Genomic DNA, 24,429 nt, shown 5'->3' with positions numbered 1-24,429 from the left:
TCGGCCAGGCCCTTGTACCAGGCGTCGCTCCAGGAGCTGATGGGTGCGACGAGCTTCTCGTCGAGGAGCTTCTGCCAGGTGGCGGTGTACTTCCTCGTGCCCTCCTCGTCGAAGTCGATGCTGACGTCGGTCCCGCGGGTGTAGTAAGGGCGCCCGCCCGCTTGCCGGATGAGGCTGGTGGTGGCGCCGGCGTCGCCGGTGTCGTTGGTGATGAAGATCTTCGGGTCGGCCTTGTGGAGGGTCCGTGCCGCCTCCACGTACTCGTCCCAGGTGGTCGGGACCTTGACGCCGTGCTTGTCGAAGACCTTCTTGTTGTAGAACAGGGCCATGGGGCCCGAATCCATGGGGAGGGCGAAGACGGCCTCACCCTGGTGGACGGCGTGCCAGGGGCCGGGCGTGAAGCTCTTGGCATGGGTGAGGGCGCCGTAGGGGGAGAGGTCTTCCACGGTCTTGCCGATGGCGAACTGGCCGAGGGCGTAGTACTCGATCTGGGCGACGTCGGGTGCGCCGGAGCCGGCGGCGATGGCGTTCTGCAGGGCGGTGTACTGCTTGTCTCCGGTGCCGGCGTTGACGAGTTCGACGTCGACCTTGGGGTACTTCTTCTCGAAGTCCGCCGCGACCTTCTTCAGGGTGGGTTCCCAGGCCCACACCGTCACCTTCCCGCCCTTCTCCAGCGCGTTCTGGATGTCCTTCTGATCCGTTCCACCACCGTCGAGGCCGGGGGAGCCGCACGCCGTGCTGCCGATCCCGACGGCGAAGACCACGAGGAGAGCGCCGAGCGGTCTGCGGCTGGTGCGGTTGCCCATAGTTTGCTCCTGATCGATGAGGCCGGAGGGGCCGGAGGGAGTGGCTGCGCCCGCACCGAGGGCATGGCTGCACGGTCGGCCAGATACCCGGCCCGGGAAAGCGCGACAGAGAATGTTTACGCAATCATCAGCGGCTCGATGGTTACACCGCCCGGGAGGGGCGTCAACTGCCAGAACGACGCCCATCTCCCCTCAGCCCCTTGTCGGCCCAGGCAATTCCGGCTCCGGCCCGTACCGCATCACGTCGGAGGGCCACAAGGCCGAGGCCGTCGTCTCGGAGTGGAACCCCGAGCGTGGGGCTTGCGGGCCGGACCGGCGCTTGTTCGCCCCGCAACCGATGGCCGAACCGAACGCCGTCCGTGACGGCAAGATCGACGCCGTCGGGTAAGTGGCTGCCCCTCGTTCGTTTGACGTTTCATCAGGTGAGTCGACATTCGGTCAGCGTGAGCCGCAGCATGTTCCCGGAGAATTGCCCGAACAGCTGCCTGTGACGGCGTGAAAGCCCAGGTGGGGCCCGTATCGCCTAGGCGGAGCGATGTTCCTCACAAACATCGTCCGGCACCTGCCGGTGTACAGTCGAGACCGCCCTTGACCTGCGCGAAGCAGGCAGGGAGCCGCCTTCTAGGACCTGTCCGGGCGATCTCTGAGGCAACGGCGCCCAACACCCGTGGATCTCGCTATCGGAGGTCTCGCCGAGTGAGGTAGAAGGGCGGCATGGATACGGCCGTACTTGAGCAGATGCTGGACGAGACCTTCGATCACGCTGTCGTGCACCACGGATACACCAACTACATGCGCGACTACGAGGTCATCGTCTACGCGACGGCTGATCCCCGTGCTGGCATCGTGCCGTCCCACCTGCGGTATCTCTTCCGGTACTGCGTTGAGGCTCGGTGTGAGACGTCGGTGCCGGCGGAGACCTGGCGGGTCTCCTTGGACGACCGGCTCATCGACCACGAATCCGGTGTCGACCTCGACGGATACGTCTGGGGCGTGAAGTGGCACGACCTGTACCCGGGAGCCAAACTCCTTCCTGAGTCCGAGGCGACCCGCCGCTGGTCGAAGGCCCTCGGGATCGACTTTCACGAGGTGCGCATCGAAACCAACGCGCACAACCTGACCTTGCTCTTCTCGGACCTTCAGGTGAGCGAGGTCCCGGCCGGATACGCACCCTTCGTCGCGGAGTAGGGATCAGGGTTCGTGTGATCTTGTGACTGCCGCCTGTCCGGGTCGTTCTTCCTGTCATGGGGCGGGGTGATCTCAGTGATGCGGAGTGGGAACGGCTGCGGCCGTTCCTGCCGGTCAGCAACAGGCGTTGTGGCCGGTGGCGGGACCACCGGCAGGTGATCGACGGGATCCTGCACCGGGTGCGGACCGGCGTGCAGTGGCGTGACCTGCCCGAACGGTTCGGGCCATGGAAGACGGTCTACGAACGGCACCGGCTGTGGTCGGCCGACGGAACCTGGGAGCGTCTGCTCCAACAGGTCCAGGCCGCGGCCGATGCGGCCGGGGAGATCGACTGGGACGTCTCCGTCGACTCGACCATCGTGCGGGCGCATCAGCATGCGGCGGGTGCCCGCACCGACCCACCGCCCGCCCCCGCCTCAAAGGGGGCCGAAGAGCCAGAACATCAGGACGAAACGCCGTGGCAGAGCCTGCACGCCCGCCTGGTGGAGGTGGTGCGGGAGTTGAGGGCCTGGGCCGCTCGCGCGGCGGCTTCACCACCAAGCTCCACCTGAGCGCGGATGGCCGCTGCCGCCCGCTGTCCCTGATCGTTACGCCAGGTCAGCGGGCTGACTGCACCCAGTTCAAGCCGGTCCTGGAGAAGATCCGGGTCCCGAAGAACGGGCCGGGCAGGCCCCGCAAGAAGCCCGACAGTGTCGCCGCCGACAAGGCCTACAGCAACCGACCCTGCCGCGAGTACCTGCGGCGCCGGGGCATCAGGCACACCATCCCGGAGAAATCCGACAGCCAGGCCGCCCGGCTCCGCAAAGGCTCACACGGCGGCCGGCCACCCGGGTTCGACGAAGAGCGGTACAAGAAACGCAACACCGTCGAACGGGCCATCAACCGGCTCAAGCAGCACCGAGCCGTGGCCACCCGCTACGACAAGCGCCGGTACGTCTACCTCGGCACCGCAACCGCCGCAGCCCTCACCATCTGGCTCCGCACGTGATCGCCCGGACAAGTCCTAGGAGTTCAACATGCTGCGCACCATGATCAACTCCAAGATCTGACTATTTGGCGTCGCCGCAGGTCAGGGGCATCATGTGCCCCCCTCAGGTCAGCAAACGGTCAGCATGCGTCCCGGACGTGTTCTTGCTTGCTGACCTTCGACTGACAGTGCGGCGCCTGAGCAGGTTCTTGGGCCGGAACGGATGGTGCGTGACATGGCCCGACAGCTCGCCCGCGGCATGGGTTCCTCCTTCAAGGACTGCGACTGCGCGAAGCCCACCCGCTGCCCTCGCCCGTACTCGATCCGCTTCCGCGACGCGCTGGGCAAGCAGCGCGAGGAATCCGGCTACGGCACGCAGGACGACACGATCGAACGCCTCACGCAGCTGTACGCGGAGAAGAAGACCACGGCGCCGTCGGTGGCGGCGGCCCGCCGGGAGCTGGGTCAGCTGACGGTCGAGGAGTACGCGAAGCAGTGGCGGCCCCGGCAGCGCCGGATGACGGACTACTCCACGGGGGAGCACGTCGACAGCTCGATCAACGTGCATATCGTCCCCCGTCTGGGGGCGCGGAAGCTGAACTCGGTCACGCCGATGGTGGTCGAGCGGTTCCTGGACGAGATGGAGGGCGACGGGGTGGGCCGGGGGAACCAGGTGAACATATTCCGGGTTCTGAAGACGATCCTTCGGACGCGTACGCCAAGGGAGCCATGGTCGACGATCCGGTGAAGGGGGTGCAGGAGCCGGAGTACGTGCGTGAGCAGGTGGTCATCCCGTCCCTCGCCTACGTGACGAAAGCACTGACCGTCGCCGACGAGGACCTGGCGCTGGAGATTGTCATGATGGCGGGATGCGGTCTGCGAAACGGTGAGGCGCGGGCCGCGAACGTCAACAATGTCGTGGCCCAGGACGTGTACCGGGTGCGCGAGCAGATCCACTCCAACACGTTGAGGCCGGCGAAGCTGAAGCACCGCAAGGCGGGGGAGTTCCGGGAGGTGCCGTTGCCGCGGTCGGTGCGGGAGGCGATCGAGCGGTACGAGGCCAGGCACGGCACCACGAAGGGCGGCTACCTGCTGCGCGGCCCGGGCGGCTACTTCACCGAGGGCATGGAGCGGCGGCGCGTGAAGAAGCTCTTCAAAGACCTGCCGCCGGAGGAAGGGGTCGGGATGTACGGCTTCCGGCGCTATTTCGCCTCGAATGCGCTCGGGAACGGCATCCCCATCACCGACGTCGCGGAGTGGATGGGGCACGAGTCCATCGAGGAGACGTACCGGACCTACCGGCACCTGATGCCGGACAGCATCACCAAGGCCGCCCGGATCCTCGACGCCGGCCTCTGGGAAGCTGCCTGATTTCCGGCTTCGGAAGAACAGTAGGTTCTTCGTCTGCTGGTGGTATGGGAAGCGCAGGCTGCCTGACCGGTCAAGACGACCGACGCGGGTGGCCGATCGGCGTCGCGGTCCGGCAATGGTCCGGATCTCGGTGATGGCCCACGTTCGCCAACGCAGGGAGTACTGCGGGGCCGTCGGGTGCGGGAGCGCCGTACAGACGAGGACGGCCCTCCCCGGGAATGATGACCCGCGTCGGTCGCAGAGCGCGTCAGGTCGGAGGTGCGTGACGGGACCTTCGGCGGCACTGGTGACGAGCCTGCCCGGTAGGCAAGGTCGGGGTTGGCAGGTCGAAACAGGGATTATCCAGAGGTTTTGGCTCCGCCCGGCCGTTCGTGGGGTCAGTCCGTCACGCGGACCGCGCGGGCCGGGCGGATGGCGGCCGCTCGGCGGGCCGGGCCCAGTGTGGCCAGGAGCGACGCGGTGAAGGTGGCCGCGCCCAGTGCGCCGATGCCGGCCCACTCGATGGGGAAGCCTCCTTCGAGGCCCGCGAACGCGGCGCTGTTCCGGTACATGAGCCACGTCGTCAGCACGCCCAGCAGGCAGCCGAGGACGATTCCCTCGACCGCGACGAAGGCGCTCTCCCAGAGGAAGGACCGCTGAACGGTCCGGGCCCGGAAGCCGAGGGCGCGCAGGATGCCGATGGTGCGCCGGCGTTCGCGCACCGCGCGGACCATGACGACGCCGAGCCCGGTGATGCCCACGCCCAGTCCCAGGGCGAGGAAACCCTGCATGAGGCGGAAGAAGGCCGTGCTGGAGTCGAACTGCTCGCGGATCTCCGACTCGATGGGCGTGGCGACCAGGCTGGACGAGAGCTGCTCGCCCTGCAGCCTGGTCGCCAGGTCGTCGGGGGAGGTTCCGGGAGCGGTCCTCACCAGTGCGGAGGCGTTCTGCGCCTGCGCGCCGAAGAGCTCGCGCGCCGCGCCCTCGTTCATCACCACGGGGTACGTGGTGGAGCTCGCGCCGGTGCCGGGGTAGAAGACCATGCCGTTGCTGAGCACGCCGGCGATGACCTTCTGTTCGCTGCGCCCGGTGCGTGGGTCGGTGACGACGAGGGTGTCGCCGGGGTCGTAGTAGTCGCCGGCCGGGCCGCCCGTGCTGCCGAAGTACCCGTCGAGGACGACGTAGCGGGGATCGGCGGCGAGCGTCTCCCAGACCGCGGGGTCGGTCGCGAGCCCGGGCAGCCGTTCCCGGAAGGTGATGCCCGTGATCGCGCCGTCCGGCACGCCGACGACCGCGACGTCCAGAGGCCGGGGATCGCGGTGCCCGGGGTCGGTGGCCCGGCCGGTGGCGTTCAGCAGGGGAGTGACGGCCGAGATCCCGTACGAGGAAGGGCTGTTCCGCAGCTCGTCGACCAGGTCGCCGCCCGCCACCTGGGGGTTGTGGTCGAGCCGGAGCGAGTATCCCGCCGTGGCGTCGTCGACGACTCCGTCGACACCCGCGCGCAGGATCCCGGAGATCTCCGTGAGCAGGACGAGCACGAACACGATCAGGGTGTACATCACGAGTGTCGCGCCTGTCCGGAAGCGCTTCGCCAGCGGGTAGGCGACGGCGAGCCGTGCGGCCAGGCCCGACTCGGACGGCCGCTCAAGGAGCCGCCGTACGGGGCGGAGCACCCACTTCTGGTTGTCGCTGACGAGGATCACCGCGGAGAACGCGGCGAGAGCGCCCTGGATGACGTAGACGGACATCGAAGGCGTGTCGAAGATCCCGGGGCGCACCACGGGAGCCAGGAGAGTCCAGGCCAGAACCGCGCCCGCGAGGAGGGTGGTGACGGTGTGCCGCGGCAGGACGAGCAGCAGGGCCGGGGCGGCGAGGGCGAGGGCGAGGGCGGGCAGGAGGTAGGTCGCGTCCGGCTGGCTGCGCGCCGCCGCCGGGACGGCCGCGACCGCACACAGGACGGCCAGGGAGGTCGCGACCGCCACCCGCCGGCGGCGCGGTCCCCGGCCGGGTGAGGCGGGGCGGTCGCGGATGGCGGCGATGATGTTGAACCTGCTGATGCGGACGCTGGTCGCCAGGATCGCGGCGAGGGCGATGAGCAGCCCCAGGGCGAGTCCGTTGAGGACGCTCGTGGGAGTGACGTCGAAGGCGATCCGGATGCTGCTGCCGCCGACCGACCAGCCCTGGAAGATCTCCGCGGCCACCACGGCGACGCCCCAGCCGACGGCGATCCCGATGCCGACGCCCGGCAGCGCGGACATCAGCGCGTAGGCGGCCCCTTCGAGGGTGAAGGACCCGACCAGCCGCGAGCGTTTCATGCCGATCGCCCGCACCATGCCCATCTGGGCCTTCCGCTCCTCGCCGAGCATCACGAAGATGTTCACCAGGAGCAGGGCGCCCGCGATGATGCTGAAGCTCCCGATCATCAGGAACAGTGCGCCGAGAGAGTCCCCGGCCTGCTTCGCGTCCCGCAGCACCGTCTGCTTCGGCGTGTCGATCGCCGCCTGCTCGGCCAGGGGGCCCAAGGCGGCACGGATGTCGGCCGTGGCCTGCGGGGTCAGGTCGTTTCCGCCTTCGACGCCGCCCCGGTTCGAGACGAAGGTGACCGAGCGGGCTTCCGTGCCCGCCGCGCGGGCGGCGGCGTCGAGGGTCCCCGGTGCCAGGAACGCGTTGCGGTTCAGTCGCCCTCCGAGACCCACACCGGCGAGGCCCTGCTCCGGCAGTACGCGTTCGACCCGGTAGGTTCCGGGCGTCCCGAACAGGTACAGGATGAGCGGGTCCCCGGTGCGTACGTTCAGGGACCGGGCCAGCGGTTCGTTGACCACGACCTGTCCGGGCTCGGGGTTCGGCCCGTCCAGGCCCGGGTCGCCGCCCGGCGCACCGAAGCGGGAGGCGTCGGCGAAGTCCATCTGCCAGGCCAGGACCCGCGGTTCGGCGGCCGGGTGGCCCGCGGTGGAGCTGAGGGCGGACGCCTGCGCCGCCCGGACGGTCAGGACTCCGTCGACGTCCGGGTCACCGGTCAGGGCCGCCAGCCGTTCCGCGACGGTGTCTCCGGCCGGGCCGGGCGGGGCGATGACGCGCTCGTCCACCGGGCCCAGGGTCCGGTACGCCTCCTGCCGCACGGAGAAGTCCAGGGTGTCGCCGACGACCAGGGCCCCGATCACGATGGCCGTGCCGAGCATCGATCCGCCGATCACCAGAGCGGCCTCGGTACGTCGCCGGACCACCTGCCGGAAGGCCAGCCTGCGGGACACCGGCTGCCGGACGGCGACCAGGACGAGGGCGGCGAGGGCGAGCGCCAGTGCGACGAGCAGGGGGAGGAGCAGGTTCGGGTACATGATCAGCCCAGTGTGACGTCGCGTTCCACGGCCCGGTCGGCCACGGCTTGGCGGACGTCGTCGACCAAGCGCCCATCACGCATCCGGATCAGGCGGGGGACGCGCGCCCCGATGGCGCTGTCATGGGTGACCAGGACGATCGTCTGGCCTTCGTCGCGGTTGAGGTCGCACAGCAGGTCCATCACCTGGGTGGCCATGGCGCTGTCGAGGTTGCCGGTCGGTTCGTCCGCCCACACGATGGCCGGCCGTCCGACGAGGGCGCGTGCGATGGTCACGCGCTGCTGTTCTCCGCCGGACAGCTCGCTGGGGCGGTGCTCGACCCGATGGGCGAGCCCGACCCGTTCGAGCGTGGCCAGGGCCCGCCGCCGCGCCTCCCGCGGCCGGGTGCCCACGAGCAGCAAGGGCAGTTCGACGTTCTCCACCGCGGAGAAGACCGGGATCAGGTTGAACGACTGGAAGACGAAGCCCATGGTGCGGGCCCGGTGCTCCGTGCGTGCGGCGTCCGGCATCGCGAAGAGGTCGTGGCCGTCGATCTCGACCCGGCCGCCGTCGATGTCGTCGAGCCCGGAGAGACAGTTGAGCAGGGTGGTCTTGCCGGAGCCGGACGGGCCCATCACCGCCACGAGTTCCCCGTGCCGCACGACGAGGTCCAGATCGTCCAGGGCGGTGACCGCCACCGAGCCCGTCCGGTAGATCTTGCGGACCTTCGTGGCGACCAGAAGGGGATGGTCGCTGTTCATGCCTTCCATTCGAGATCCCGGAGGCGCCCGGCCGCCACGGCCGTCCGGTCCCGTACCCGGGGCCGACCGGCCCTGTGACGAAGCCGGCGCGCGATCCGAGGGTCGTCGTGAGTTCCGGTCGTGGTCGGAAACAGCATCGTTCGCGGTCGGGTGTCGCCCTCGGCGAAGGGGCTCTTCCGATGCTTCGGAGCGTGGTGCTCCCGGAGTCGCTCGCCCCGTCGGTGCGCAGCCCTGCCGGTGGGCCGGAGGGACAGCTCCAGAGGTCACTTGTCCTTCTCCAGGGCCGATTGGGTTCCGCGAGGGACTGACCGGCCCTGTGCGCGGAGCGACGAGCGGCGCACCGTGAGGGTGAGGACGTCGAAACGGCCGAGGTTCCGCCCGGCAGGGATCGGCCCGGCCTTCGGGAGCGTGAGTGGCCATGATGTTCTGGAACGGCGACGGCATGAACGGATGGGGCTGGTTTGCCATGTCGGCAGGAATGATCCTTTTCTGGGGGCTCCTGATCACCGCCGTCGTGTTGATCTTCCGAGTACTGGACCGGGCCGCGGAACGTCCTGCGCGTCAGGACGGCCCCAGGGAGCCGGAGCGGATCCTCGGAGAACGATTGGCCCGCGGGGAGATCGACGAGGAGGAGTACCGGAGGCGGCTGAGCGCTCTTCGGAGCGGAGAGCCGTAGACCGTGCCGGAGGGGCGACGAGATGGACGGGGAGTCCGCGCCGGGGACGTATGGCGCGAAGCGATCGCCGACCTCGGTCCCGAAGACGTCCGGGAAGAGGTCACGGCCTCCGGACCGCACGGGTGGAGCAGAGCCGGTTCCCCCCGTGGCGGTGAGGTGGGCGGCGGGGGGGCAGGACGAGAGCGGTCGTGACCGGTAGCGGTGAGGAGGGCGATCCCGGTGCGTGCGCCGACCGGCTGCTGAGGGAGAAGGCACCGGGTCGCGTCCGGCGGGGCCCGCCCGCACCGGTGACGCCTGCGATGCGCTGAGCGGAACCATCCCGCTGCGTTCCGCATACCCAGAGACGGTGATCGGGCGGTGGGGTAAGCGGCGGCGGACGGCAAACCCACCTCTCCGGCGGAGCAAGCGGGCCTGCGGCCCTTCATCGGGATCGCCGAAGGCGCCGACTCCTCCGTGGCCCGGTGGAAGACCGCGTACGTCGCCCGGCTGCAGGGCGCCCGTCGAGTGCCCCGTGCCCAGCCGCCGTACCCCACGGACCACGGCCGTTGCGTGGGTCGTCCGCCACGGTGGCGCGGCCTGTGCCCGGCGCGGCACGGCGGACGAGATCGGCACGGAACCGGTCTGCCTGTCCAAGCGGTTGGCTCGGTCCGGGCCTACGAAGTCGAACTCGACACGCCGGCGACGGAGGATCGTCGCCCACTCCGGCGGCGGTCTCCGGGGCGATCGCGAACGCGTCGTGATCCAGATCGGAGAACCCCCCGACGGGATCACGGACGGACAGCCGGCCCTCGCACCCCGGCACGCGGGATCCGTGTTCAGTCGTGGGGCACGACGGCGACAGGCGCTCGGCTGTGGTGCAGCACGGCGTGCGCGACGCTGCCGGTGTGCGCGCCCATGGCGGAACGGCGCGTACGCCGTCCCACGACGACGAGGCCGGTTCCGTCGGTCATCCGCACCAGTTCTCGTCCCGCGGATCCGAGCACCACGCTCGCCGTGACACGCACGCCGGGGTATTGGGCACGCCAAGGGGCGAGGAGGTTCTCCAGCGAACGCTCGAGGTCAGGGGCCACGGTCATCCGGAGGTCCGGCACCACGGCCGGCCCGAACGCTGCGTAGAAGGGAAGCCGCAGGACGTGAACGGCGGTCAGGCCGGTACGCCGCCGGGTGGCCTCCTCGAAGGCGAACCCCATGACGGCGTCGCTGGACGCTTCCTCCACGTCGACCCCCACCGTGATCGGGCCGACCGGTTCGGCTTCATCCACCGCACCGCGCACGAGGACGACGGGGCAGTCGGCGGTGCCGGCGACAGCGAGACCGACCGAGCCGACCAGATAGCCGGCACCGCCGATCAGCGCGCGCGAACCGAGGACGACCAGATCGGCCGCCTCGGCCGCCGCGACGAGCGCCGACACAGGGCCCGAAGAGGCCAGCCGGGTGGTCACCCTGAGGCCCGGACAGCGCGTGCGCAGCTCGTCGGCGGTCCGGGCGAGCATGTCCCCGGCCCAGGCCGCCTCGGTCTCCTGCGCCTTGAGCAGGGCGGGCGGTCCCGGCCATGTCTCCCGCGCGTACACCAGACAGACCCCGCCGCCGCGGAGCCGGGCCTCGGACGCCGCCCAGTGCGCTGCGGTGTCCGCCTCCTCCGTCCCGTCGACACCGACCACGATGTCCTGCGTCATGACCGTCCACCTCCTGGCGAGACGTGATCGTCCTTGTGCCCGAGTCCTGTCAGCGATACGGAGACCACGCCGTCGACCGTCGCGCACAGTCGCTCGATCACCGGGAGCATCGCTCGGGACGACACTTCGCCCGAGAGCGTGACCCGTCCCTCCTTCACCACGACGTCCACGGCGGCGGGATCGAGCGCGAGCGCGCCGGCGAGGACGTCCTCCGTGATCTCGCGGCGGACGTCGTCGTCATCCCGGAGGTAGATCGCCAGCAGGTCCCGGCGGCTCACGACGCCCACGAGCCGGTCCTGGTCGTCGACGACCACGAGGCGCTTGACACCCTGTACCTCCATGAGACGCGCGGCCTCCACGACCGTCCAGTCGGGGCGTGCGCACACCGCGGGGGCGGACATCAGCTCCTCGGCGCGCGTCCCCTCCGCCTTCGCCCGCTCCCACGCCTCCAGTCCGGGTACGGCTGCGACGTCTCCGGCGGCCGTCTGATCGGCCGTCTTGCGCAGCAGGTCGCCCTCGGAGACGACGCCGATCACCCGGTTCGACCCGTCCACGACCGGCACGGCGGCGACGCTACGGCCCGCGAGCGTCCGCACGATCTCCTTGAACGGCGTGTCGCCGTCGACGCTCACCACCTCACGGGTCATCAGCTCTTCGACCTTACGGTGTCGCATCATCCGCTCCTTCCGTGACGGGCTCCTTCACACCCGTCACCGGACCATCGGCGCAGCAGCCCCAAGCGACCAGGGCCGGGTAGCCGCCCTCTGCCCTCACCGGATGTGTAGGTAGCGGCGCTCATCGCGGCGGTTCCACGTCGAGGGCCAGGTTGTCGTACGCGTAATCGATCGTTTCGTGCAGGGCGACGACCCCGTCCACGGAACGGCACAGTCTGACGATCACGGGGATGTCCGCGCGCTCGTCGACCCGGCCGGTCAGGGTGACGACCCCGCCGGAGACGGCGACACGGAGCGCGTCAGGAGCGAGGCGCAGGGTGTCGTCCAGTACGTCGTGCTCGATCTCGTCCCGGATCGCTGTGTCGTCGCGAAGGAAGGGCCGCAGCAGATCGGCGCGGCTGACGATGCCGACCAGACGGCTGGTCTCGTCGACCACGGGCAGCCGCTTCACTCTCTCGCGGTCCATCGTCCTCGCCGTCTCGACGAGGTTCCAGCCGGGCTGTGCCGAGACGGCCGGTGACGTCATCAGATCGGCCGCCGTCTCCGCTTCGGGGAGACCCCGCTCCCGGGACAGCAGCCGGACCCCTGCCCGGCGGCCCTCCAGATCGGGCAGCTCGGAGGTGTCCCGCAGCAGATCGGCCTCCGAGACTACGCCGAGGAGACGCCGGTCCTCGCCGACGACCGGCACCGCCGAGATCTCGTGCTCCACGAGGAGGCGCGCGATCTCCTTGAAGGGTGTGCCGGGGGAGACGGTGACCACGCGGTGCGTCATCACCTCGAAGACGGTGCGGTGCTGCATGACGCTCCTCCTCGGCGGAGCGGACATCCCCCGCCGAATCCCACCCTGCGGTGCCGACGCCCTCCGAAGGAGTGCCGAACGGGACCTTTCCGGGACCATTGGCCCCTATGGGGCGTGCGGGGCAGGACCGCAGGGTGGAGGGAGGCGGCGCGGTCGCGAGGACGCCGTCCTGCGGCCCCTCTGCCGGGAGGAGGCAGTCATGAACGGCACCGGAGCTCGGCACAGCCCTCCCCGCGCCGGCCTGTGGGCTCGCGTCGGCGATCGCCTGATCGTCGGTGGTGCCACTGTCGGGGACGAGGGACGCGACGGGGAGGTCGTGGCGCTGCACCACGAGGACGGAACTCCGCCCTTCGACGTCCGCTGGTCGGACACCGGGCGGATCACCCTCGTCTTCCCCGGCCCGGACGCGCGCGTCCAGCATTTCGCCCGCGCCGGCCGGACGGCCGAGCCTCGACGGTGAACCCCACTCGGTACCCACGGCACCGAGGTCCGTTTTGTTCAGGCGCTCCGTCAGATCGGCGGCCTCCAGCCGCCGGCCGGTGAGGTCAACGCGTCGCCCGTGCTCCGTACGCCGAGCACGGCATCGTCCTCGGACCTCGGGAACCCGAGCTGTTCGCGACGTGCCTCGTCGGCGAGTTCGGCGTCGAGCGGAGGCGGACGTTCAACAGATCGCCCCCCGCTCACGACACCGCCCGGCATTCTCGCCCACCGTGCGGGCCCGGGCCGCGCCCAGGGCCCGACTGGGCCCGCTCCGGGCCGGTCAGCATGTGGGCGGACAGGGCCCCGAAGGGGGACCGGTCGGCCCTGTCCCTCCCCTTCGACCGGTGCGAGCGTGACAACAGGCCCTCACATGACCGGAAGGCGGTGGGCAGGATGGAATCCCCCCTGGTAGTCGGCGTCGACGGTTCCGATCCCGGTCTGACGGCCCTGGACTGGGCCGTCGACGAGGCGGTACGGCGAGGGTGCCCGCTGCGGATCGTGTACGCCTCCCTGTGGGAGCGGTACGAGGGCGCCGCGCCCACCTGGACCACCGACCGGCCGTGGGGCCAGGTACTCGCCGACAACATCGTCGACCAGGCCGCGGAACGCGCCCGCCGGCGTGCTCCCGGGCTCCCCCTCAGCACCGACGTCGCCGCGGAGGACGCGGCGGGTGCCCTGCTCAGGGAGGGGCGGGAGGCGCGGGGCGTCGTCGTCGGGGCGCGCGGACGCACCGAACTCGGCGACCTCCTGCTGGGCTCGGTCGGCCTCGTCGTGGCCGCCCGCTCGTCGTGCCCCGTCGTCGTCGTGCGAGGGGATCGGCAGGCGCTGGAAGCACGCCACGGGCGGATCCTCCTGGGGGTCGGCGACCATGACGTCGACTCTCCGGCGGTCGCGTTCGCCTTCCGCGAGGCGGCGGTCCGCGACGCGGAGCTGGACGCGGTGCGCACCTGGCGCCGGCCGCTCCACGACCCGCTCGACCACCCGCTCCTGCGCGGAGAGGCCGGGGTGTACCTCGCGGAGGAGGCGTCGGAGACCCTGGACAAGGCACTCGCCGTGCGTGCGCGCGAACACCCGCGGGTACGGGTGCGCCGCAGCAGCGTCGAAGGGGCCGCGCACCGGGTGCTGACCGAGCGCTCGGCCGCCGCCGACCTCCTCGTGCTCGGCGCCCGCCGACGCGAGGGACTCGTCGGCCTCCAGCTCGGCAGGGTGGCCCACCGGGCCCTGCACCACGCGATGTGCCCGGTCGCCGTCGTACCGCAGCTGTCACACGTCACCGCGGAAGCAGTTTCGGAAGGGAGCGCGCGATGAACACCACCGACGACCGGCGTCGACGGAGCGACCTCGGCCATCGCGTCGCGACGCGACGACGACAGCTCGGACTGTCCCGCGAAGAGGTGGCGGAGCGGGCCGGATCCTCCCCCGGGTACATCGCCTATGTGGAGGAGCAGCTGCCCACGCCCGGCATCGAGTTCCTGGTCCGCCTCGCCCACGCCTTGGACACGACCATCCAGGAGCTGACCGGTCTCACGGCCGACCTCGCTCCCGGCGGGGCGCCGCCGGGAAGCCGGCCGGAGCTCGTGGAACTGGAGGAGGCGGAGTGCTGGTCCCTGCTCGACGAGCGCGGCGTCGGCCGGATCGGTGTCGAGGGGGCCGACGGTCTCGCGGTCTTCCCGGTCAACTACCAGGTGCTTGACGAGAGCCTGGTCATCTCGACCGCGCCGGAGTCCGCTCTAGGCCGGGCAGCCGCCGCCGGCGACGAGGTCGCCTTCGAGGAGGACCGCTTGGACGAGGCGTTCCGCCGAGGCTGGAGCGTTCTGCTCGTCGGCCCGGTGCACACGCTCTCCGACCCGGCCGAGGCCATGGGCACGAGCCGGGCCGTGACCGTACGGCCCTGGACCGGGGACGGGCGGGACACCGTCGTGAGGCTCGTGCCGCGTCGTGTCACGGGCCGGCGGATCCTCGTGCCCGGCGCGCCCGGGAGGTGAAACGAGCGTGCGGGTGTGGGGCGGACCGGCCGGCCGCCCCACACCCGCACGCTCATCCCAGCGGGACGACCGCCACCGGCGCCGGGCTGTGGTGGACGACCGCGTGCGTCACGTGGCCGACGTGCGGGCCGACCGGCAGCCGGCGGGCGCGGCGCCCCACGACGACGAGTTCCGCCTCCCGCGACGCCTCGGTCATCTGGTAGGCGGGCGAGCCCACGACCGCCTTGACCGTGACGTCGGCTCCCGGATAGCGGCTACGCCACGGAGACAGGAGCTCGTCGAGTCCGACGCGGACGCCGGCGCCCACCTCCTCGCCGATCCCCGGGTCCACCACCCCCGCGTAGCCGTAGGAGGCCGGCACCGTCCAGGTGCTGAGGAACCGCAGCGGAACGCGCCGTCGGGCGGCTTCCTCGAAGGCGAAGGCCAGCAGGGGGTCGCACGGGTGGTGGAGATCGACCCCGACCACGATCCCGTGGGCGGACGCCACCGGGTCCGGGCGCCGTGCGCGCACGAGGACGACCGGCCGCCGGGCCGCGCCGACGACAGCGAGGGAGACGGAGCCCACGACGAAGCCGAGGACGCCGCCGAGCCCGCGCGACCCGAGCACCAGCAGGTCGGCCTCGTCCGCCGCCGCGACCAGTTCGTCCGCGGCCCGCCCGCGCACCCGCTCCGTGGTGACCTCCAGGTCGGGATGCTCCTTCCCGGCCCGGTCCGCCTCGTCCTGCAGAAGCGTCTCGGCCCGCTCGTACAGCGTCCGGACGTGGGGAACCGGGATCTCCGGAGTGCTCGGCCATTCCTCCACGTGCACCAGGCGGAGCGGAACCTCACGGAGAACCGCTTCCCCCGCGGCCCAGCGTGCCGCGGCGAGGCTTTCCTCCGAGCCGTCCAGTCCCACGGTGACCTGCGCTGTCATCACTGCCTCCTCGGCCGTCGCCGTCGATGACACCAGGCTCGTCCGGCGCGGTACCTCGCGGTGAGGGCCGGGCAGGTCCGCATCGGGGCCGAACGGCCCCTCGCGGTCGGCGCCGGCCGGTGTCAGCGTGAGGAGTGCCGTCCTTCCGGGCGCCCTACGTGCCCCGGGCGTACTCCCGAGGAGGAGTCATGAGCAGCGAGACCCCCGTCCGGCCCGAGCTGACCGACGTCGTCGTGGGGATCGACGGGTCTCCTTCGGCCCGGACGGCCGCTCTCTGGGCCGCCGCGGAGGCGGACCGACGGTCCCGCCCCCTGCACCTCGTCCACGCCGCCGACACCGACCTGCGTGCCTACTGGAGCGACGCCGAGACGATCCAGGCCGTCCGGGAGACCGGCCGTGATCTGCTGATCGAGACCGAGGCGGCGGTGCGGGAACGCTTCCCGGACCTTGTCGTCACCCGGCTGCTCGGGCGACTGGAACCGCTCGACACACTCCAGGAGGCGGCCGGCGGCGAGAAGACGATCGTGCTCGGCAGCAGGGGCCTCGGAGGATTCTCCGCCCTCCTGCTCGGCTCCGTGGGACTGGGCGTGGCCGCGCGCGCGGACGTACCGGTGGTCGTCGTGCGCGGCGAGGCGGACCGTCCCGAGGGCGGTTCCGTGACCGCGGCGGTCCGCGATGCCGACGACCTGGGGTGGCTGCTCCTGGCCGCCGCCGCGGCGGACGTCCGCAAGGTTCCGCTCCGCCTGCTGAGCGTGTGGAACATCCTCACGCACGTCGGCGACGTGGCCACCATGCTCGACGACCTCGACGGAGCCGCGCACCGCCGGGTGCACGAGGTGAAGGTCCTCGCCGACCGCGTCCGCGCCTGGTATCCCGACCTGATCGTCACCCACCACGTCGAGACCGGGACCTCCACCCCCGGGATCCTGGTCGAGGCGAGCGCCCACACCGACCTGGTCGTGATGGGCCGCGGACACCGGCCCCTCGGCGTGGGCCCGGCCCTCGGACGCGTCGCCCACGCCCTCATCCACCACGCCCACTGCCCCGTGGAGATCGTCCCCGTCGACTTCGGGACGCGCGGCGGCGACGCCCCGTGAACGACCTCCTGTTCGGAGTGGACCCCGCGGAGCTCTCCGTCCCCGCCCTCGTGTGGGCCGCGGACGAGGCCGCCCGCAGATGCCTGAGGCTGCGTCTCGTCGTCGCCGTACCCCCCGTCCACGACCGGCTGAGGTACGACGCCCTGGGTCACCGCACCGCCCTGCGGATGCGCGCGGAGTCCGCCCTCGCCGACGTCGAGGAACTCGTCCGCAGGCTTCACGGCACTCTGACGACGACCTCGGAACTCGTGGACGGGGCGCCGGCCACGGTGCTGCTCACCCGGGCGGCCGCGGCCGACCTGGTGGTGGTCGGGTCGCGCCGGCTCGGCAGGGCCGCCGAACTGCTCAGCGAGAACTCGGTGGTCGTCCCGCTCGCCGCGCGCGCCCCCTGCCCCGTCGTCGTGGTCCGGGCGCCGGAGCACACCGAAATCCATCCGCCCACCCTCGTGGTCGGCGTGGACGGCAGCGAACAGAGCCGGGAGGCCGTCGCGTTCGCCGTCCGCGAGGCGAGTCTGCGCGAGGCGCGACTGAGAGCGGTCTGGGTCTGGCCCCGGCCGGTCCTCGCCCGCGAGGACACCGAGGCGGGCCTGGCCGAGCGGCGTCGCCTCCTCGCGGAGGCCGTGGCCGGCTGGGCGGAGCGGTACCCCGACACGGACATCGACCGGAGTGTGGTCCGCGGGCATCCGGTCGAGCAGCTGGGCCTGGCCGCAAGGGAGTCCCTCGCTCTCGTCGTCGGTCGGACGGGGCGCGGCGGCTACACGGGCATGCGCCTCGGATCGACGGTCCACGGACTCCTGCACCACGCCGACTGCCCGGTGATCACCGTCCCTTCCGGCACCCCGGGCCTCCGGGGCGACCACCCCCGGAGCCGAGCCGAACGGCCTCCTCCCGTGAAGCCCAGCCGGCCTCCACAGGGCTGACCGCCCGGCACTGGGCACCGTGCACGCCGGGCCCGAGGCTGGTGGAAGAGGAGATCCCTCGCCCTTGTCTCCGGCGAGAGCGACCCCGCCGCCGTCCGCGGCATTCGGAAGCCGGCCGCCCGCGCCCACCCCGCGGGCCGCCCCGTCAGCCTGTGCGGCCCAGGCCCCAGCGACGATCCGTCGTTCGCCGCCGCCCCGTGGTCGCGACTCACCGTCCTGGTGGGCGTCGGCACGGCGGGCCTCCTCGCCGCGCACGTCCTCCCGCGCCGCCGCGACCTGGCCCGGTGAACGACCCACCAGGACGCCGGACCCCCAAGGGCCGGTCGGGCCCCTCGGGGACGGGACCGTTCGGCCCTCTCCGACAGCCCCTTTCGACACTGCGCCGCGCGCCGGACGGACAGCAGCCTGGAAGGGCGGAGGCGGTCCCTCCGCCCCCGCCGGGGCGGCACCCGGCACCATGGAAGAGGAGCAGGACGATGACCGGAGCCAAGCCGGAACGCAGGCACAGCTTCCTCCCCGACCTCGACACCTGGTTCGGCCGGGAGTTCCCCGGCCTCCCCGGATGGCGCCCCGCCACGGCCGCCCACGCCATTCCGGTCGAGGTCACCAGCGACGACGGCGCGTACACGCTGCGGGCCGAACTTCCCGGCATGGACCCGGACGACATCAGCCTCACGGTCGACGACAACCTCCTCACCGTGAGCGCCGAGCACCGGGAGAGCGCCGAGGACAAGGACCACTCGGAATTCCGCTACGGCGCGTTCCGCCGGACCGTACGCCTCCCCGACACCATCCCCGCGGACGACGTCGACGCCTCCTACACGGACGGCATCCTCACCGTGCGCGTCCCGATGCCCGCCCCGGAGACCCGCACGACACGGACCATCCGCGTCAAGAGGGCCGCCGACGGCGAGGAGGACCGGTCATGACCACGAAGCGCGTCCTCGTGGCCTACGGCAGCAGACACGGCGCGACGGCCGGAATCGCCGACGAGATCGGCAGGACCCTCCAGGACGACGGATTCGACACCGATGTACGGCCGGCCGACGCGGTCACCGACGTCAGCGGCTACGACGGCGTCGTCCTCGGCGGGGCGCTCTACGCCGGACGCTGGAACGGCAAGGCGCGCAAGTGCGCCCGCCGCAACGCCGAACAGCTCCGCCACCGCCCCGTCTGGCTCTTCAGCAGCGGCCCCGTCGACAGCTCCGCCGAACAGCACGACATCCCGCCCGTACCCGGGGTCGCCCGCCGCATGAAGCAGCTGGGCGCGAGGGAGCACGCCACCTTCGAGGGAGCCCTCACCGCCGACAACCCGAACCTCATCGCCCGGGCCATGGTCCGCAAGGGCAAGGGCGGGGACTTCCGCGACCCGGCCCGCGTCCGCGCGTGGGCCCACCGCATCGGAGCCGCACTCGAAGAGGACGGCTGAGTCCCGGCCTTCCCGCCCGAGGGAAGACGAGCGCCCGGAGGCGTGTCATGACCGAACGCGAACCGCCCCGCACCGACCCGCCACCGTCACGCGGAGGCACGGGGCGCCGGACGGCCGTGCTTGTCATCCTGACCCTCGCCCTGCTCTGCGGCACGATCGCCGCCGGATACCTGTGGGACTTCGGAGCCCGGACGGAGCGCGCCCGCGCCGCCCAGCTACACCAGGTCACGGCGACGACCACGGAGGCCGCCAGGGAACCGTCCGCCCTGACGCGGAGCGGTGCGGCGAACCGCGCCATCGCCCCCGCCCTGTGGGAGTACCCGGACGGGGTCCGCCGCACCGGAACCGTCGAGGTCCCCGCAGGGACGCCCCGGGGACGGGCCGTGACCGTCACCGTGGACGACTCGGGCACCGCCGTCCGGCGGGCCGGCAGCTCGTCGGACATCATGCTGACCTCCCTCGCCGGCGGCGCCGCCACGGCAGGAGCGGTCGCCGCCACCGGAGCCGGGGTCCTCGCCCTCCTGCGACGGAGGGTCGACGGCCGTACTCTCGCGGCCCTGGAGCGGGAGTGGGAGCAGGTCGAGCCCGTCTGGTCCGGCCGCCTCCGGAGGGAGAGCGGCCCAGGGACGGACGATGTCTGACGACGGCGCCGGCCGGACCGTGACCGGTCGCGTCGCCGACCGCCATCCGAGCACGTCCCGGCCGACCGCCGATGCGCTCCCGTTCGATCCGAGCGAGCCCCTTCCCCGCCTCCGGCGTGAGCTGGCCACCGGCCCGGACGGGCTGTCCGCCCGTGAGGCGGCCCGCCGTCTCACGGTGCACGGCCCGAACGAGGTGCGCCGCAAGGCGAGCGCCCCGGTCTGGCGGGAGGCGGCCGTCCAGCTGGCACATCCCCTGGCCCTGCTGCTGTGGGCCGCGGCCGCCCTGGCCTTCGTGGCGGACCTGGCCGTGCTCGGCTGGGCCGTCCTCGCGGTCGTCCTCGTCAACGCGGGCTTCGCGCTGCTCCAGGAACGCCAGGCGGAACGCGCGGTGGAGACCCTCGCCCGCTACCTGCCCGAGCACGCCCTCGTGGTGCGCGACGGGCGGCCGCTCACCGTGGAGGCCCGTGACCTCGTGCCGGGCGACGTCATCGTCCTGGAGGAGGGGGACAAGGTACCGGCGGACGGCAGGGTCACCGAGGGAGGGGTGGAGGTGGACCTGTCGATGCTGACGGGGGAGTCGGTGCCGGCGGAACGCGTGGCGGTGGCCGGACTGCTCGGCGCTCCCCTCCTGGAGGAGCCCAACCTCGTCTTCAGCGGGACCACCTGTGTCGAGGGACAGGCCCGGGCCGTCGTCTTCGCCACCGGGGACCGCACCGAGCTGGGACGGATCGCCGCCCTCAGTCAGCGGACCGGACGGGAGCCGAGCCCCCTGGAGCGACAGGTCAAGAAGGTGGCCTGGCTCATCGCCGGCGTCGCCACGGGCATGGGTGTCGTCTTCCTCGTCGTCGGCGTGGCGGTCGGCCTGCCGGTGACCGACTCGCTGATGTTCGCCATCGGGCTCCTCGTCGCCAACGTCCCCGAAGGACTGCTGCCGACGATCACCCTCGCCCTCGCCGTCGGTGTGCGCGCCCTGGCCCGGCAGGGCGCCCTGGTCAAACGGCTCAGCGCGGTCGAGACCCTCGGCTCCACCAGCGTCATCTGCACGGACAAGACCGGCACCCTCACCCGCAACCGCATGCATCTGAGGGCTCATTGGACCCCCGGTCACGGCACGGACGCGGGGCCCTGGGCACAGGCCCTGGTGCGGGCCGCCGCCGAGTGCACCACGGTCACCCGGGACACGGACGGCGAGCTGCACGGCGACCCCACCGAGTCCGCCCTCGTGGAGGGGGCCGCCGCCATCGGAGCGCCGGTGGACCTCGACCGGCGCGACGGGCGGCGGCAGGCCCTCTTCCGGTTCGACCCACGACTCCGGATGATGTCCGTCGTCCAGGACCCGGGGGACTCCGGGACCGCCCGGGTGGTGGTCAAGGGAGCCCCCGAAGCGGTTCTGGAGCGGGTGTCGCCCGGGCCCGATGGAGAGGCGGCCCGAGCAGCGGCGCGGCAACTCGCCGAGGCAGGCACGCGCGTCCTGGCGGTCGCCGTCCGTGACCTCGGGCCGGACGGGGAGACGCCCGCCCGGCGGCAGGACGCCGAAGTCGGCCTGACCCTGCTGGGCCTGGTCGGTCTGTACGACCCGCCGCGTGCCGAGGTCGCGGCCGCCGTCCGCCGCTGCCACGAGGCCGGGATGCGCGTGCACGTCGTGACGGGGGACAACGGCGCAACGGCCGCCGCGATCGCGCGGGAGGTGGGCATAGGCAAGCCCCGACTGGAGGTCGTCGCCGCCTCCGAATCCCTGGACGACGGCGAACTGGACCGGCTCCTCGTCGAGGACGACGCCGAGATCGTCTTCGCGCGCTCCTCGCCCGAGACGAAACTCAAGGTCGCCGACACCCTGCGCGCCCACGGCCGGATCGTCGCCATGACGGGCGACGGGGTCAACGACGCCCCCGCCCTGCACCGCGCCCACATCGGGGTGGCGATGGGCCGGTCCGGTACGGACGTGGCCCGCGAGGCGGCGGCCATGGTGCTCACCGACGACGACTTCGCCACCATCGTCACCGCGGTCGAATCCGGGCGCCGCGTCTACGACAACGTCCGCAAGTTCATCGTCTACATCTTCGCCCACGCCACGCCGGAGATCGTGCCCTTCCTCGTCTTCGCCCTCTCGGCGGGCGCCGTGCCCCTTCCGCTCACCGTGCTCCAGATCCTCGCCATCGACCTCGGCACGGAGACCCTCCCCGCCCTCGCGCTGGGCAGGGAGCGCTCCGAACCCGGTGTGATGCGCCGTCCGCCCCGCCCCCGGCACCAGAGCGTCATCTCACGCGACATGCTCGTCCGCAGCTGGGGTTACCTGGGCCTGGTCTCGGCCGTCCTCGTGATGGCCGGATTCTTCTACGTCCTCTGGCGTGCCGGGTGGCAGCCCGGCGACCCCACCGGCGAGGGGACCCCCCTTCACGGCGCCTACGTGACGGCGACGACGGCCACGTTCGCCGGCATCGTCACCTGCCAGGTCGGCACCGCCTTCGCCGCCCGCACCGACCACGCCGCGCTCCGCGAGATCGGGGTCCTGTCCAACCCGCTGCTGCTCGTGGGCATCGCCTTCGAACTCTGCTTCACCGCCGCGCTCGTCTACGCGCCGCCCCTGCGGCAGGTCTTCGGTACGGCACCGCTCCCCTGGGACGTCGTCCTGCTCATCGCCGCCTTCCCGCTGCTGGTCTGGGGCGTGGACGAGGCGCGCCGCGCCCGGCGGCGTCAGAGGGACTTCTCCGCCGGCGCCGGCTCGTCCCCGCCCTGGTCGAGGCGGAAGGGCGGATAGGCGTCCGTCAGGAGGCTCGCGTAGGCGGCGACCCGGAGGACCCAGCGGTTGAGGCCGACGACCAGGTCGAACAGATCCCGGGGGTAGCGGGAGGTGAAGGCGAGGGCGAAGCCTGCGATGACCGCGAGCAGGGTGATCAGGCCGCCGCTCCACCATCCGGCGCGCATGCCGCCGGTGAGGAACGCCAGGACCAGATAGTGGGGGATCGCCAGCAGCCACCACTTGACGAGCACCTGCGAGCGGGAGAGCCGCTCCGGGTAGGCGACGTCGAGCCGGGCCGGGTAGTCGGGTTCGGGGCCCAGGCTGAAGGGCGGGTAGCGGTCGGTGCCGAGCGCGCCGTAGGAGTAGTACGAGACCCGCCACGACCAGCGCAGCACGCCGAGGGCGAAGTCGAACAGGGGTCGCGGGTACCGCTCGGTGAACAGGATCGCGAAGAAGGCGATCACCGTCACGACGAGGAGGGCGATCCACAGGAAGAACAGCACGATCCAGTGCGGGATCGCGAGGATCCACTTGACCAGCCACAGCCACCGGGAGAGCGGGGCGTCGAGTGAGGCCGTCACGCGGACGGGCGGGGGGAGTGTCCGAGGAGTGTCCATGTCGCTACTTCCCTGTGCTGGAGGTCCGGTCGTCGCGCCGGAGCCGGTCCACGACCCCCACCACCCCGTCGATGCTGTTGCAGGGCCTGAGGAGGACGGGCACGAGTCCGGGACGCCGGACCGTGCCGCTGAGGGTGACCCGGCCGTCCTCGACCTCCACGGTGACGTCGGAGGGGTGCAGACCGAGGTCCAGGCTGCCGCTCGCGATGATCCGGACGCCCTCCAGCCCGGCGGCGTCGAGCGTGGCGCTGGCCCGGCGGGCCGGCGCCCCAGGTCGCCGCTGTCGAGCCGGATCGCGCACCCCTCGGCGAGCCCGAGATCGGAGAACACGCGTGCAGCGGTGGGGAGCGGCGCGGTGACCTCCAGCAGCGGCTCGCCCGCGAGCACGAGCCGTCCCTCCGGCACGGCCCGCACCTCCCCGTCGAAGGAGAGTGCGCGCAGCGGTGCGAGATCCGCGACGGGTCGCCGCAGCGCCGTCGCGAACTCCTCGACGTCGGCGGCGCCGACCCGGAACCGGGCGAGGTGGTCCAGGGACGGTTCCGGGCCGGCGGCCACCAGGAAGCCCCGCCCCGGCGGAAGGTCCCGTACGAAGAGGCTGAACGTGGCCGGTGCCCGCATGTCCTCCCGCAGGTACGAGAGCGCCATCGTGACCTCGTACAGGTCGGTGGTCGTCACCTCGGACATGCTTCGAGCATGCGCGGCCGGCCGGCGCCCCGCACGGGGAGGCGCCGCCGCGTTCATGCCCCGGTGGCGAGGGTGAGGGCGCACCGTACGTCCACCACGCCTTCGACGGCCCGGGTCAGCCGCTCCGCGAGCGGGATGAGCGTGCTGTCGCGCACGTCGCCGGTCAGGGTCACCACACCGGCGTCGACGCGGACCTCGATCCGGTCCCGCGAGAGCGGGAACAGGCGTGCCACGACGTCGCGGCGGACCTCGTCGGCGAGTTCCTCGTCGGACCGGAGGAAGACCTTGAGCAGGTCGGAGCGGCTGACGACGCCCTGGATCATCCCGTCGGCGTCGACGACGGGAAGCCGCTTCACCCGGCGGGTGGCCATGAGCCGGGCCGCCCGGGGCAGGGACGCCTCCGGCCGTACGGTGACGGCGGGCGTGGTCATCAGCTCCACCGCCCGGTCGGAACCGGCCTTGGCGGTGGCGTCGCGTCGCCGCAGCTGCTCGACCATGCCCAGGCGGTGGTCGTGGAACTCCTCCTTGAGGAGCAGGTCCGCCTCGGACACGACACCGACGACCCGCCCCTCTCCCTCCAGGACGGGCAGCGCGGTCACCTTCCAGCGTTCCATCGCGGTGACGATCTCCTTGAAGGAGGCGTCGGGCCGGACGGCGACGACCTTCTTGGTCATCACGTCGGCGACGGTGGACGGTCGTGTGGTCATGGCTG

At 72.0% G+C, this 24,429-nt stretch carries 23 protein-coding genes and 2 pseudogenes; 14 read left to right on the top strand and 11 right to left on the bottom strand.

Features of this window, described 5'->3' with window-relative positions:
* Positions 1-806: ABC transporter substrate-binding protein (locus tag IE287_RS33240; RefSeq protein ID WP_189852972.1), on the bottom strand; the 806-nt coding region annotated here is incomplete at its 3' end.
* Positions 807-1,520: 714 nt separating this feature from the next.
* Here IE287_RS33240 and IE287_RS33235 point away from each other — a divergent pair.
* From IE287_RS33235 to IE287_RS38880, 4 genes and pseudogenes are all read left to right on the top strand, one after another.
* A complete protein-coding gene (locus IE287_RS33235; protein WP_189852971.1) occupies positions 1,521-1,994 on the top strand; it encodes a YxiG-like protein in 474 nt (157 codons plus the stop codon).
* A gap of 56 nt (positions 1,995-2,050) precedes the next feature.
* Positions 2,051-2,982 (top strand): annotated as a pseudogene (locus IE287_RS33230) (IS5 family transposase).
* 214 nt (positions 2,983-3,196) lie between these two features.
* A complete protein-coding gene (locus IE287_RS38885; RefSeq protein ID WP_229883893.1) occupies positions 3,197-3,709 on the top strand; it encodes a tyrosine-type recombinase/integrase in 513 nt (170 codons plus the stop codon).
* Positions 3,691-4,332 (top strand): tyrosine-type recombinase/integrase, encoded by a 642-nt coding sequence (locus IE287_RS38880; protein WP_229883892.1) that lies wholly within the window; start codon positions 3,691-3,693, stop codon positions 4,330-4,332. The genes IE287_RS38885 and IE287_RS38880 overlap by 19 nt, the downstream gene beginning before the upstream one ends.
* Positions 4,333-4,709: 377 nt before the next feature.
* On the opposite strand, the gene IE287_RS33220 is transcribed toward IE287_RS38880, so the two are convergent.
* Both IE287_RS33220 and IE287_RS33215 read right to left on the bottom strand, forming a co-directional pair.
* Positions 4,710-7,646, bottom strand: a complete 2,937-nt coding sequence (locus tag IE287_RS33220; RefSeq protein ID WP_189852970.1) for an ABC transporter permease — start codon at positions 7,644-7,646, stop codon at positions 4,710-4,712.
* Positions 7,647-7,648: 2 nt separating this feature from the next.
* Positions 7,649-8,386 (bottom strand): ABC transporter ATP-binding protein, encoded by a 738-nt coding sequence (locus IE287_RS33215; RefSeq protein ID WP_189852969.1) that lies wholly within the window; start codon positions 8,384-8,386, stop codon positions 7,649-7,651.
* A gap of 418 nt (positions 8,387-8,804) precedes the next feature.
* Between IE287_RS33215 and IE287_RS33210 the strand changes: the two genes are divergently transcribed.
* Positions 8,805-9,062, top strand: a complete 258-nt coding sequence (locus IE287_RS33210; RefSeq protein WP_189852983.1) for an SHOCT domain-containing protein — start codon at positions 8,805-8,807, stop codon at positions 9,060-9,062.
* 815 nt (positions 9,063-9,877) lie between these two features.
* Here IE287_RS33210 and IE287_RS33205 read toward each other — a convergent pair.
* The 3 genes from IE287_RS33205 to IE287_RS33195 all read right to left on the bottom strand — a co-directional run bounded on the left by IE287_RS33205 (position 9,878) and on the right by IE287_RS33195 (position 12,211).
* Positions 9,878-10,738, bottom strand: a complete 861-nt coding sequence (locus IE287_RS33205; protein ID WP_189852968.1) for a universal stress protein — start codon at positions 10,736-10,738, stop codon at positions 9,878-9,880.
* Positions 10,735-11,412 carry a CBS domain-containing protein gene (locus IE287_RS33200; protein ID WP_189852982.1) on the bottom strand — a complete coding sequence of 226 codons (678 nt, stop codon included), beginning with the start codon at positions 11,410-11,412 and terminating at the stop codon, positions 10,735-10,737. The genes IE287_RS33205 and IE287_RS33200 overlap by 4 nt, the downstream gene beginning before the upstream one ends.
* A gap of 121 nt (positions 11,413-11,533) precedes the next feature.
* Positions 11,534-12,211 (bottom strand): CBS domain-containing protein, encoded by a 678-nt coding sequence (locus tag IE287_RS33195; RefSeq protein WP_189852967.1) that lies wholly within the window; start codon positions 12,209-12,211, stop codon positions 11,534-11,536.
* 199 nt (positions 12,212-12,410) lie between these two features.
* On the opposite strand from IE287_RS33195, the gene IE287_RS33190 reads away from it, so the two are divergent.
* The 3 genes from IE287_RS33190 (at position 12,411) to IE287_RS33180 (ending at position 14,676) form a co-directional block, all read left to right on the top strand.
* Positions 12,411-12,671: a DUF1918 domain-containing protein gene (locus IE287_RS33190; protein WP_189852966.1), complete on the top strand. Its 261-nt coding sequence runs from the start codon at positions 12,411-12,413 to the stop codon at positions 12,669-12,671.
* 413 nt (positions 12,672-13,084) lie between these two features.
* Positions 13,085-13,999 carry a universal stress protein gene (locus tag IE287_RS33185; RefSeq protein WP_189852965.1) on the top strand — a complete coding sequence of 305 codons (915 nt, stop codon included), beginning with the start codon at positions 13,085-13,087 and terminating at the stop codon, positions 13,997-13,999.
* Positions 13,996-14,676, top strand: coding sequence for a helix-turn-helix domain-containing protein (locus IE287_RS33180; RefSeq protein WP_189852964.1), 681 nt, complete (start codon positions 13,996-13,998; stop codon positions 14,674-14,676). Before IE287_RS33185 ends, IE287_RS33180 begins: the two co-directional genes overlap by 4 nt.
* A gap of 52 nt (positions 14,677-14,728) precedes the next feature.
* Here the strand turns inward: IE287_RS33180 and IE287_RS33175 are convergent, their stop codons facing one another.
* Positions 14,729-15,589, bottom strand: coding sequence for a universal stress protein (locus IE287_RS33175; RefSeq protein ID WP_189852963.1), 861 nt, complete (start codon positions 15,587-15,589; stop codon positions 14,729-14,731).
* A gap of 188 nt (positions 15,590-15,777) precedes the next feature.
* Between IE287_RS33175 and IE287_RS33170 the strand changes: the two genes are divergently transcribed.
* The 6 genes from IE287_RS33170 to IE287_RS33145 all read left to right on the top strand — a co-directional run bounded on the left by IE287_RS33170 (position 15,778) and on the right by IE287_RS33145 (position 22,434).
* Positions 15,778-16,686, top strand: coding sequence for a universal stress protein (locus tag IE287_RS33170; protein ID WP_189852962.1), 909 nt, complete (start codon positions 15,778-15,780; stop codon positions 16,684-16,686).
* Positions 16,683-17,606 (top strand): universal stress protein, encoded by a 924-nt coding sequence (locus tag IE287_RS33165; protein ID WP_189852961.1) that lies wholly within the window; start codon positions 16,683-16,685, stop codon positions 17,604-17,606. The genes IE287_RS33170 and IE287_RS33165 overlap by 4 nt, the downstream gene beginning before the upstream one ends.
* A 476-nt stretch (positions 17,607-18,082) precedes the next feature.
* Positions 18,083-18,535 (top strand): Hsp20/alpha crystallin family protein, encoded by a 453-nt coding sequence (locus IE287_RS33160; RefSeq protein ID WP_189852960.1) that lies wholly within the window; start codon positions 18,083-18,085, stop codon positions 18,533-18,535.
* Positions 18,532-19,035, top strand: a complete 504-nt coding sequence (locus tag IE287_RS33155) for a flavodoxin domain-containing protein (protein WP_189852959.1) — start codon at positions 18,532-18,534, stop codon at positions 19,033-19,035. The genes IE287_RS33160 and IE287_RS33155 overlap by 4 nt, the downstream gene beginning before the upstream one ends.
* A 116-nt stretch (positions 19,036-19,151) precedes the next feature.
* Positions 19,152-19,676, top strand: coding sequence for an Rv1733c family protein (locus IE287_RS33150; RefSeq protein WP_189852958.1), 525 nt, complete (start codon positions 19,152-19,154; stop codon positions 19,674-19,676).
* A complete protein-coding gene (locus IE287_RS33145) occupies positions 19,669-22,434 on the top strand; it encodes a cation-translocating P-type ATPase (RefSeq protein WP_189852957.1) in 2,766 nt (921 codons plus the stop codon). The genes IE287_RS33150 and IE287_RS33145 overlap by 8 nt, the downstream gene beginning before the upstream one ends.
* Here IE287_RS33145 and IE287_RS33140 read toward each other — a convergent pair.
* The 4 genes and pseudogenes from IE287_RS33140 to IE287_RS33125 all read right to left on the bottom strand — a co-directional run bounded on the left by IE287_RS33140 (position 22,371) and on the right by IE287_RS33125 (position 24,424).
* Positions 22,371-23,033, bottom strand: a complete 663-nt coding sequence (locus tag IE287_RS33140) for a DUF4389 domain-containing protein (protein WP_189852981.1) — start codon at positions 23,031-23,033, stop codon at positions 22,371-22,373. The two genes, IE287_RS33145 and IE287_RS33140, sit on opposite strands and share 64 nt — an antisense overlap.
* Before the next feature lie 4 nt (positions 23,034-23,037).
* Entirely contained in the window at positions 23,038-23,193 is a 156-nt protein-coding gene (locus IE287_RS39560; protein ID WP_373307954.1) for a BON domain-containing protein, read from the bottom strand.
* A gap of 27 nt (positions 23,194-23,220) precedes the next feature.
* Positions 23,221-23,717: pseudogene (locus IE287_RS39555) on the bottom strand (beta/alpha barrel domain-containing protein); the annotation flags it as partial.
* 53 nt (positions 23,718-23,770) lie between these two features.
* A complete protein-coding gene (locus IE287_RS33125) occupies positions 23,771-24,424 on the bottom strand; it encodes a CBS domain-containing protein (protein WP_189852956.1) in 654 nt (217 codons plus the stop codon).
* Between the last annotated feature and the right edge of the window lie 5 nt (positions 24,425-24,429).

This window comes from Streptomyces omiyaensis (genome assembly GCF_014650895.1).
GTDB classification, from domain to species: domain Bacteria; phylum Actinomycetota; class Actinomycetes; order Streptomycetales; family Streptomycetaceae; genus Streptomyces; species Streptomyces omiyaensis.
The sequence above is the reverse complement of the archived record's forward strand: the minus strand, read 5'-3'. Positions and strand labels throughout refer to the sequence as shown.

Coding starts and splice junctions, on each gene's coding strand:
- IE287_RS33200 (WP_189852982.1), bottom strand. CDS start 11,412: ATGCGACACCGTAAGGTCGAAGAGCTGATGACCCGTGAGGTGGTGAGC.
- IE287_RS33215 (WP_189852969.1), bottom strand. CDS start 8,386: ATGAACAGCGACCATCCCCTTCTGGTCGCCACGAAGGTCCGCAAGATC.
- IE287_RS33195 (WP_189852967.1), bottom strand. CDS start 12,211: ATGCAGCACCGCACCGTCTTCGAGGTGATGACGCACCGCGTGGTCACC.
- IE287_RS33160 (WP_189852960.1), top strand. CDS start 18,083: ATGACCGGAGCCAAGCCGGAACGCAGGCACAGCTTCCTCCCCGACCTC.
- IE287_RS38885 (WP_229883893.1), top strand. CDS start 3,197: ATGGCCCGACAGCTCGCCCGCGGCATGGGTTCCTCCTTCAAGGACTGC.
- IE287_RS33180 (WP_189852964.1), top strand. CDS start 13,996: ATGAACACCACCGACGACCGGCGTCGACGGAGCGACCTCGGCCATCGC.
- IE287_RS33145 (WP_189852957.1), top strand. CDS start 19,669: ATGTCTGACGACGGCGCCGGCCGGACCGTGACCGGTCGCGTCGCCGAC.
- IE287_RS33140 (WP_189852981.1), bottom strand. CDS start 23,033: ATGGACACTCCTCGGACACTCCCCCCGCCCGTCCGCGTGACGGCCTCA.
- IE287_RS33190 (WP_189852966.1), top strand. CDS start 12,411: ATGAACGGCACCGGAGCTCGGCACAGCCCTCCCCGCGCCGGCCTGTGG.
- IE287_RS33210 (WP_189852983.1), top strand. CDS start 8,805: ATGATGTTCTGGAACGGCGACGGCATGAACGGATGGGGCTGGTTTGCC.
- IE287_RS33205 (WP_189852968.1), bottom strand. CDS start 10,738: ATGACGCAGGACATCGTGGTCGGTGTCGACGGGACGGAGGAGGCGGAC.
- IE287_RS33125 (WP_189852956.1), bottom strand. CDS start 24,424: ATGACCACACGACCGTCCACCGTCGCCGACGTGATGACCAAGAAGGTC.
- IE287_RS33170 (WP_189852962.1), top strand. CDS start 15,778: ATGAGCAGCGAGACCCCCGTCCGGCCCGAGCTGACCGACGTCGTCGTG.
- IE287_RS33220 (WP_189852970.1), bottom strand. CDS start 7,646: ATGTACCCGAACCTGCTCCTCCCCCTGCTCGTCGCACTGGCGCTCGCC.
- IE287_RS33235 (WP_189852971.1), top strand. CDS start 1,521: ATGGATACGGCCGTACTTGAGCAGATGCTGGACGAGACCTTCGATCAC.
- IE287_RS33155 (WP_189852959.1), top strand. CDS start 18,532: ATGACCACGAAGCGCGTCCTCGTGGCCTACGGCAGCAGACACGGCGCG.
- IE287_RS38880 (WP_229883892.1), top strand. CDS start 3,691: ATGGTCGACGATCCGGTGAAGGGGGTGCAGGAGCCGGAGTACGTGCGT.
- IE287_RS33185 (WP_189852965.1), top strand. CDS start 13,085: ATGGAATCCCCCCTGGTAGTCGGCGTCGACGGTTCCGATCCCGGTCTG.
- IE287_RS33175 (WP_189852963.1), bottom strand. CDS start 15,589: ATGACAGCGCAGGTCACCGTGGGACTGGACGGCTCGGAGGAAAGCCTC.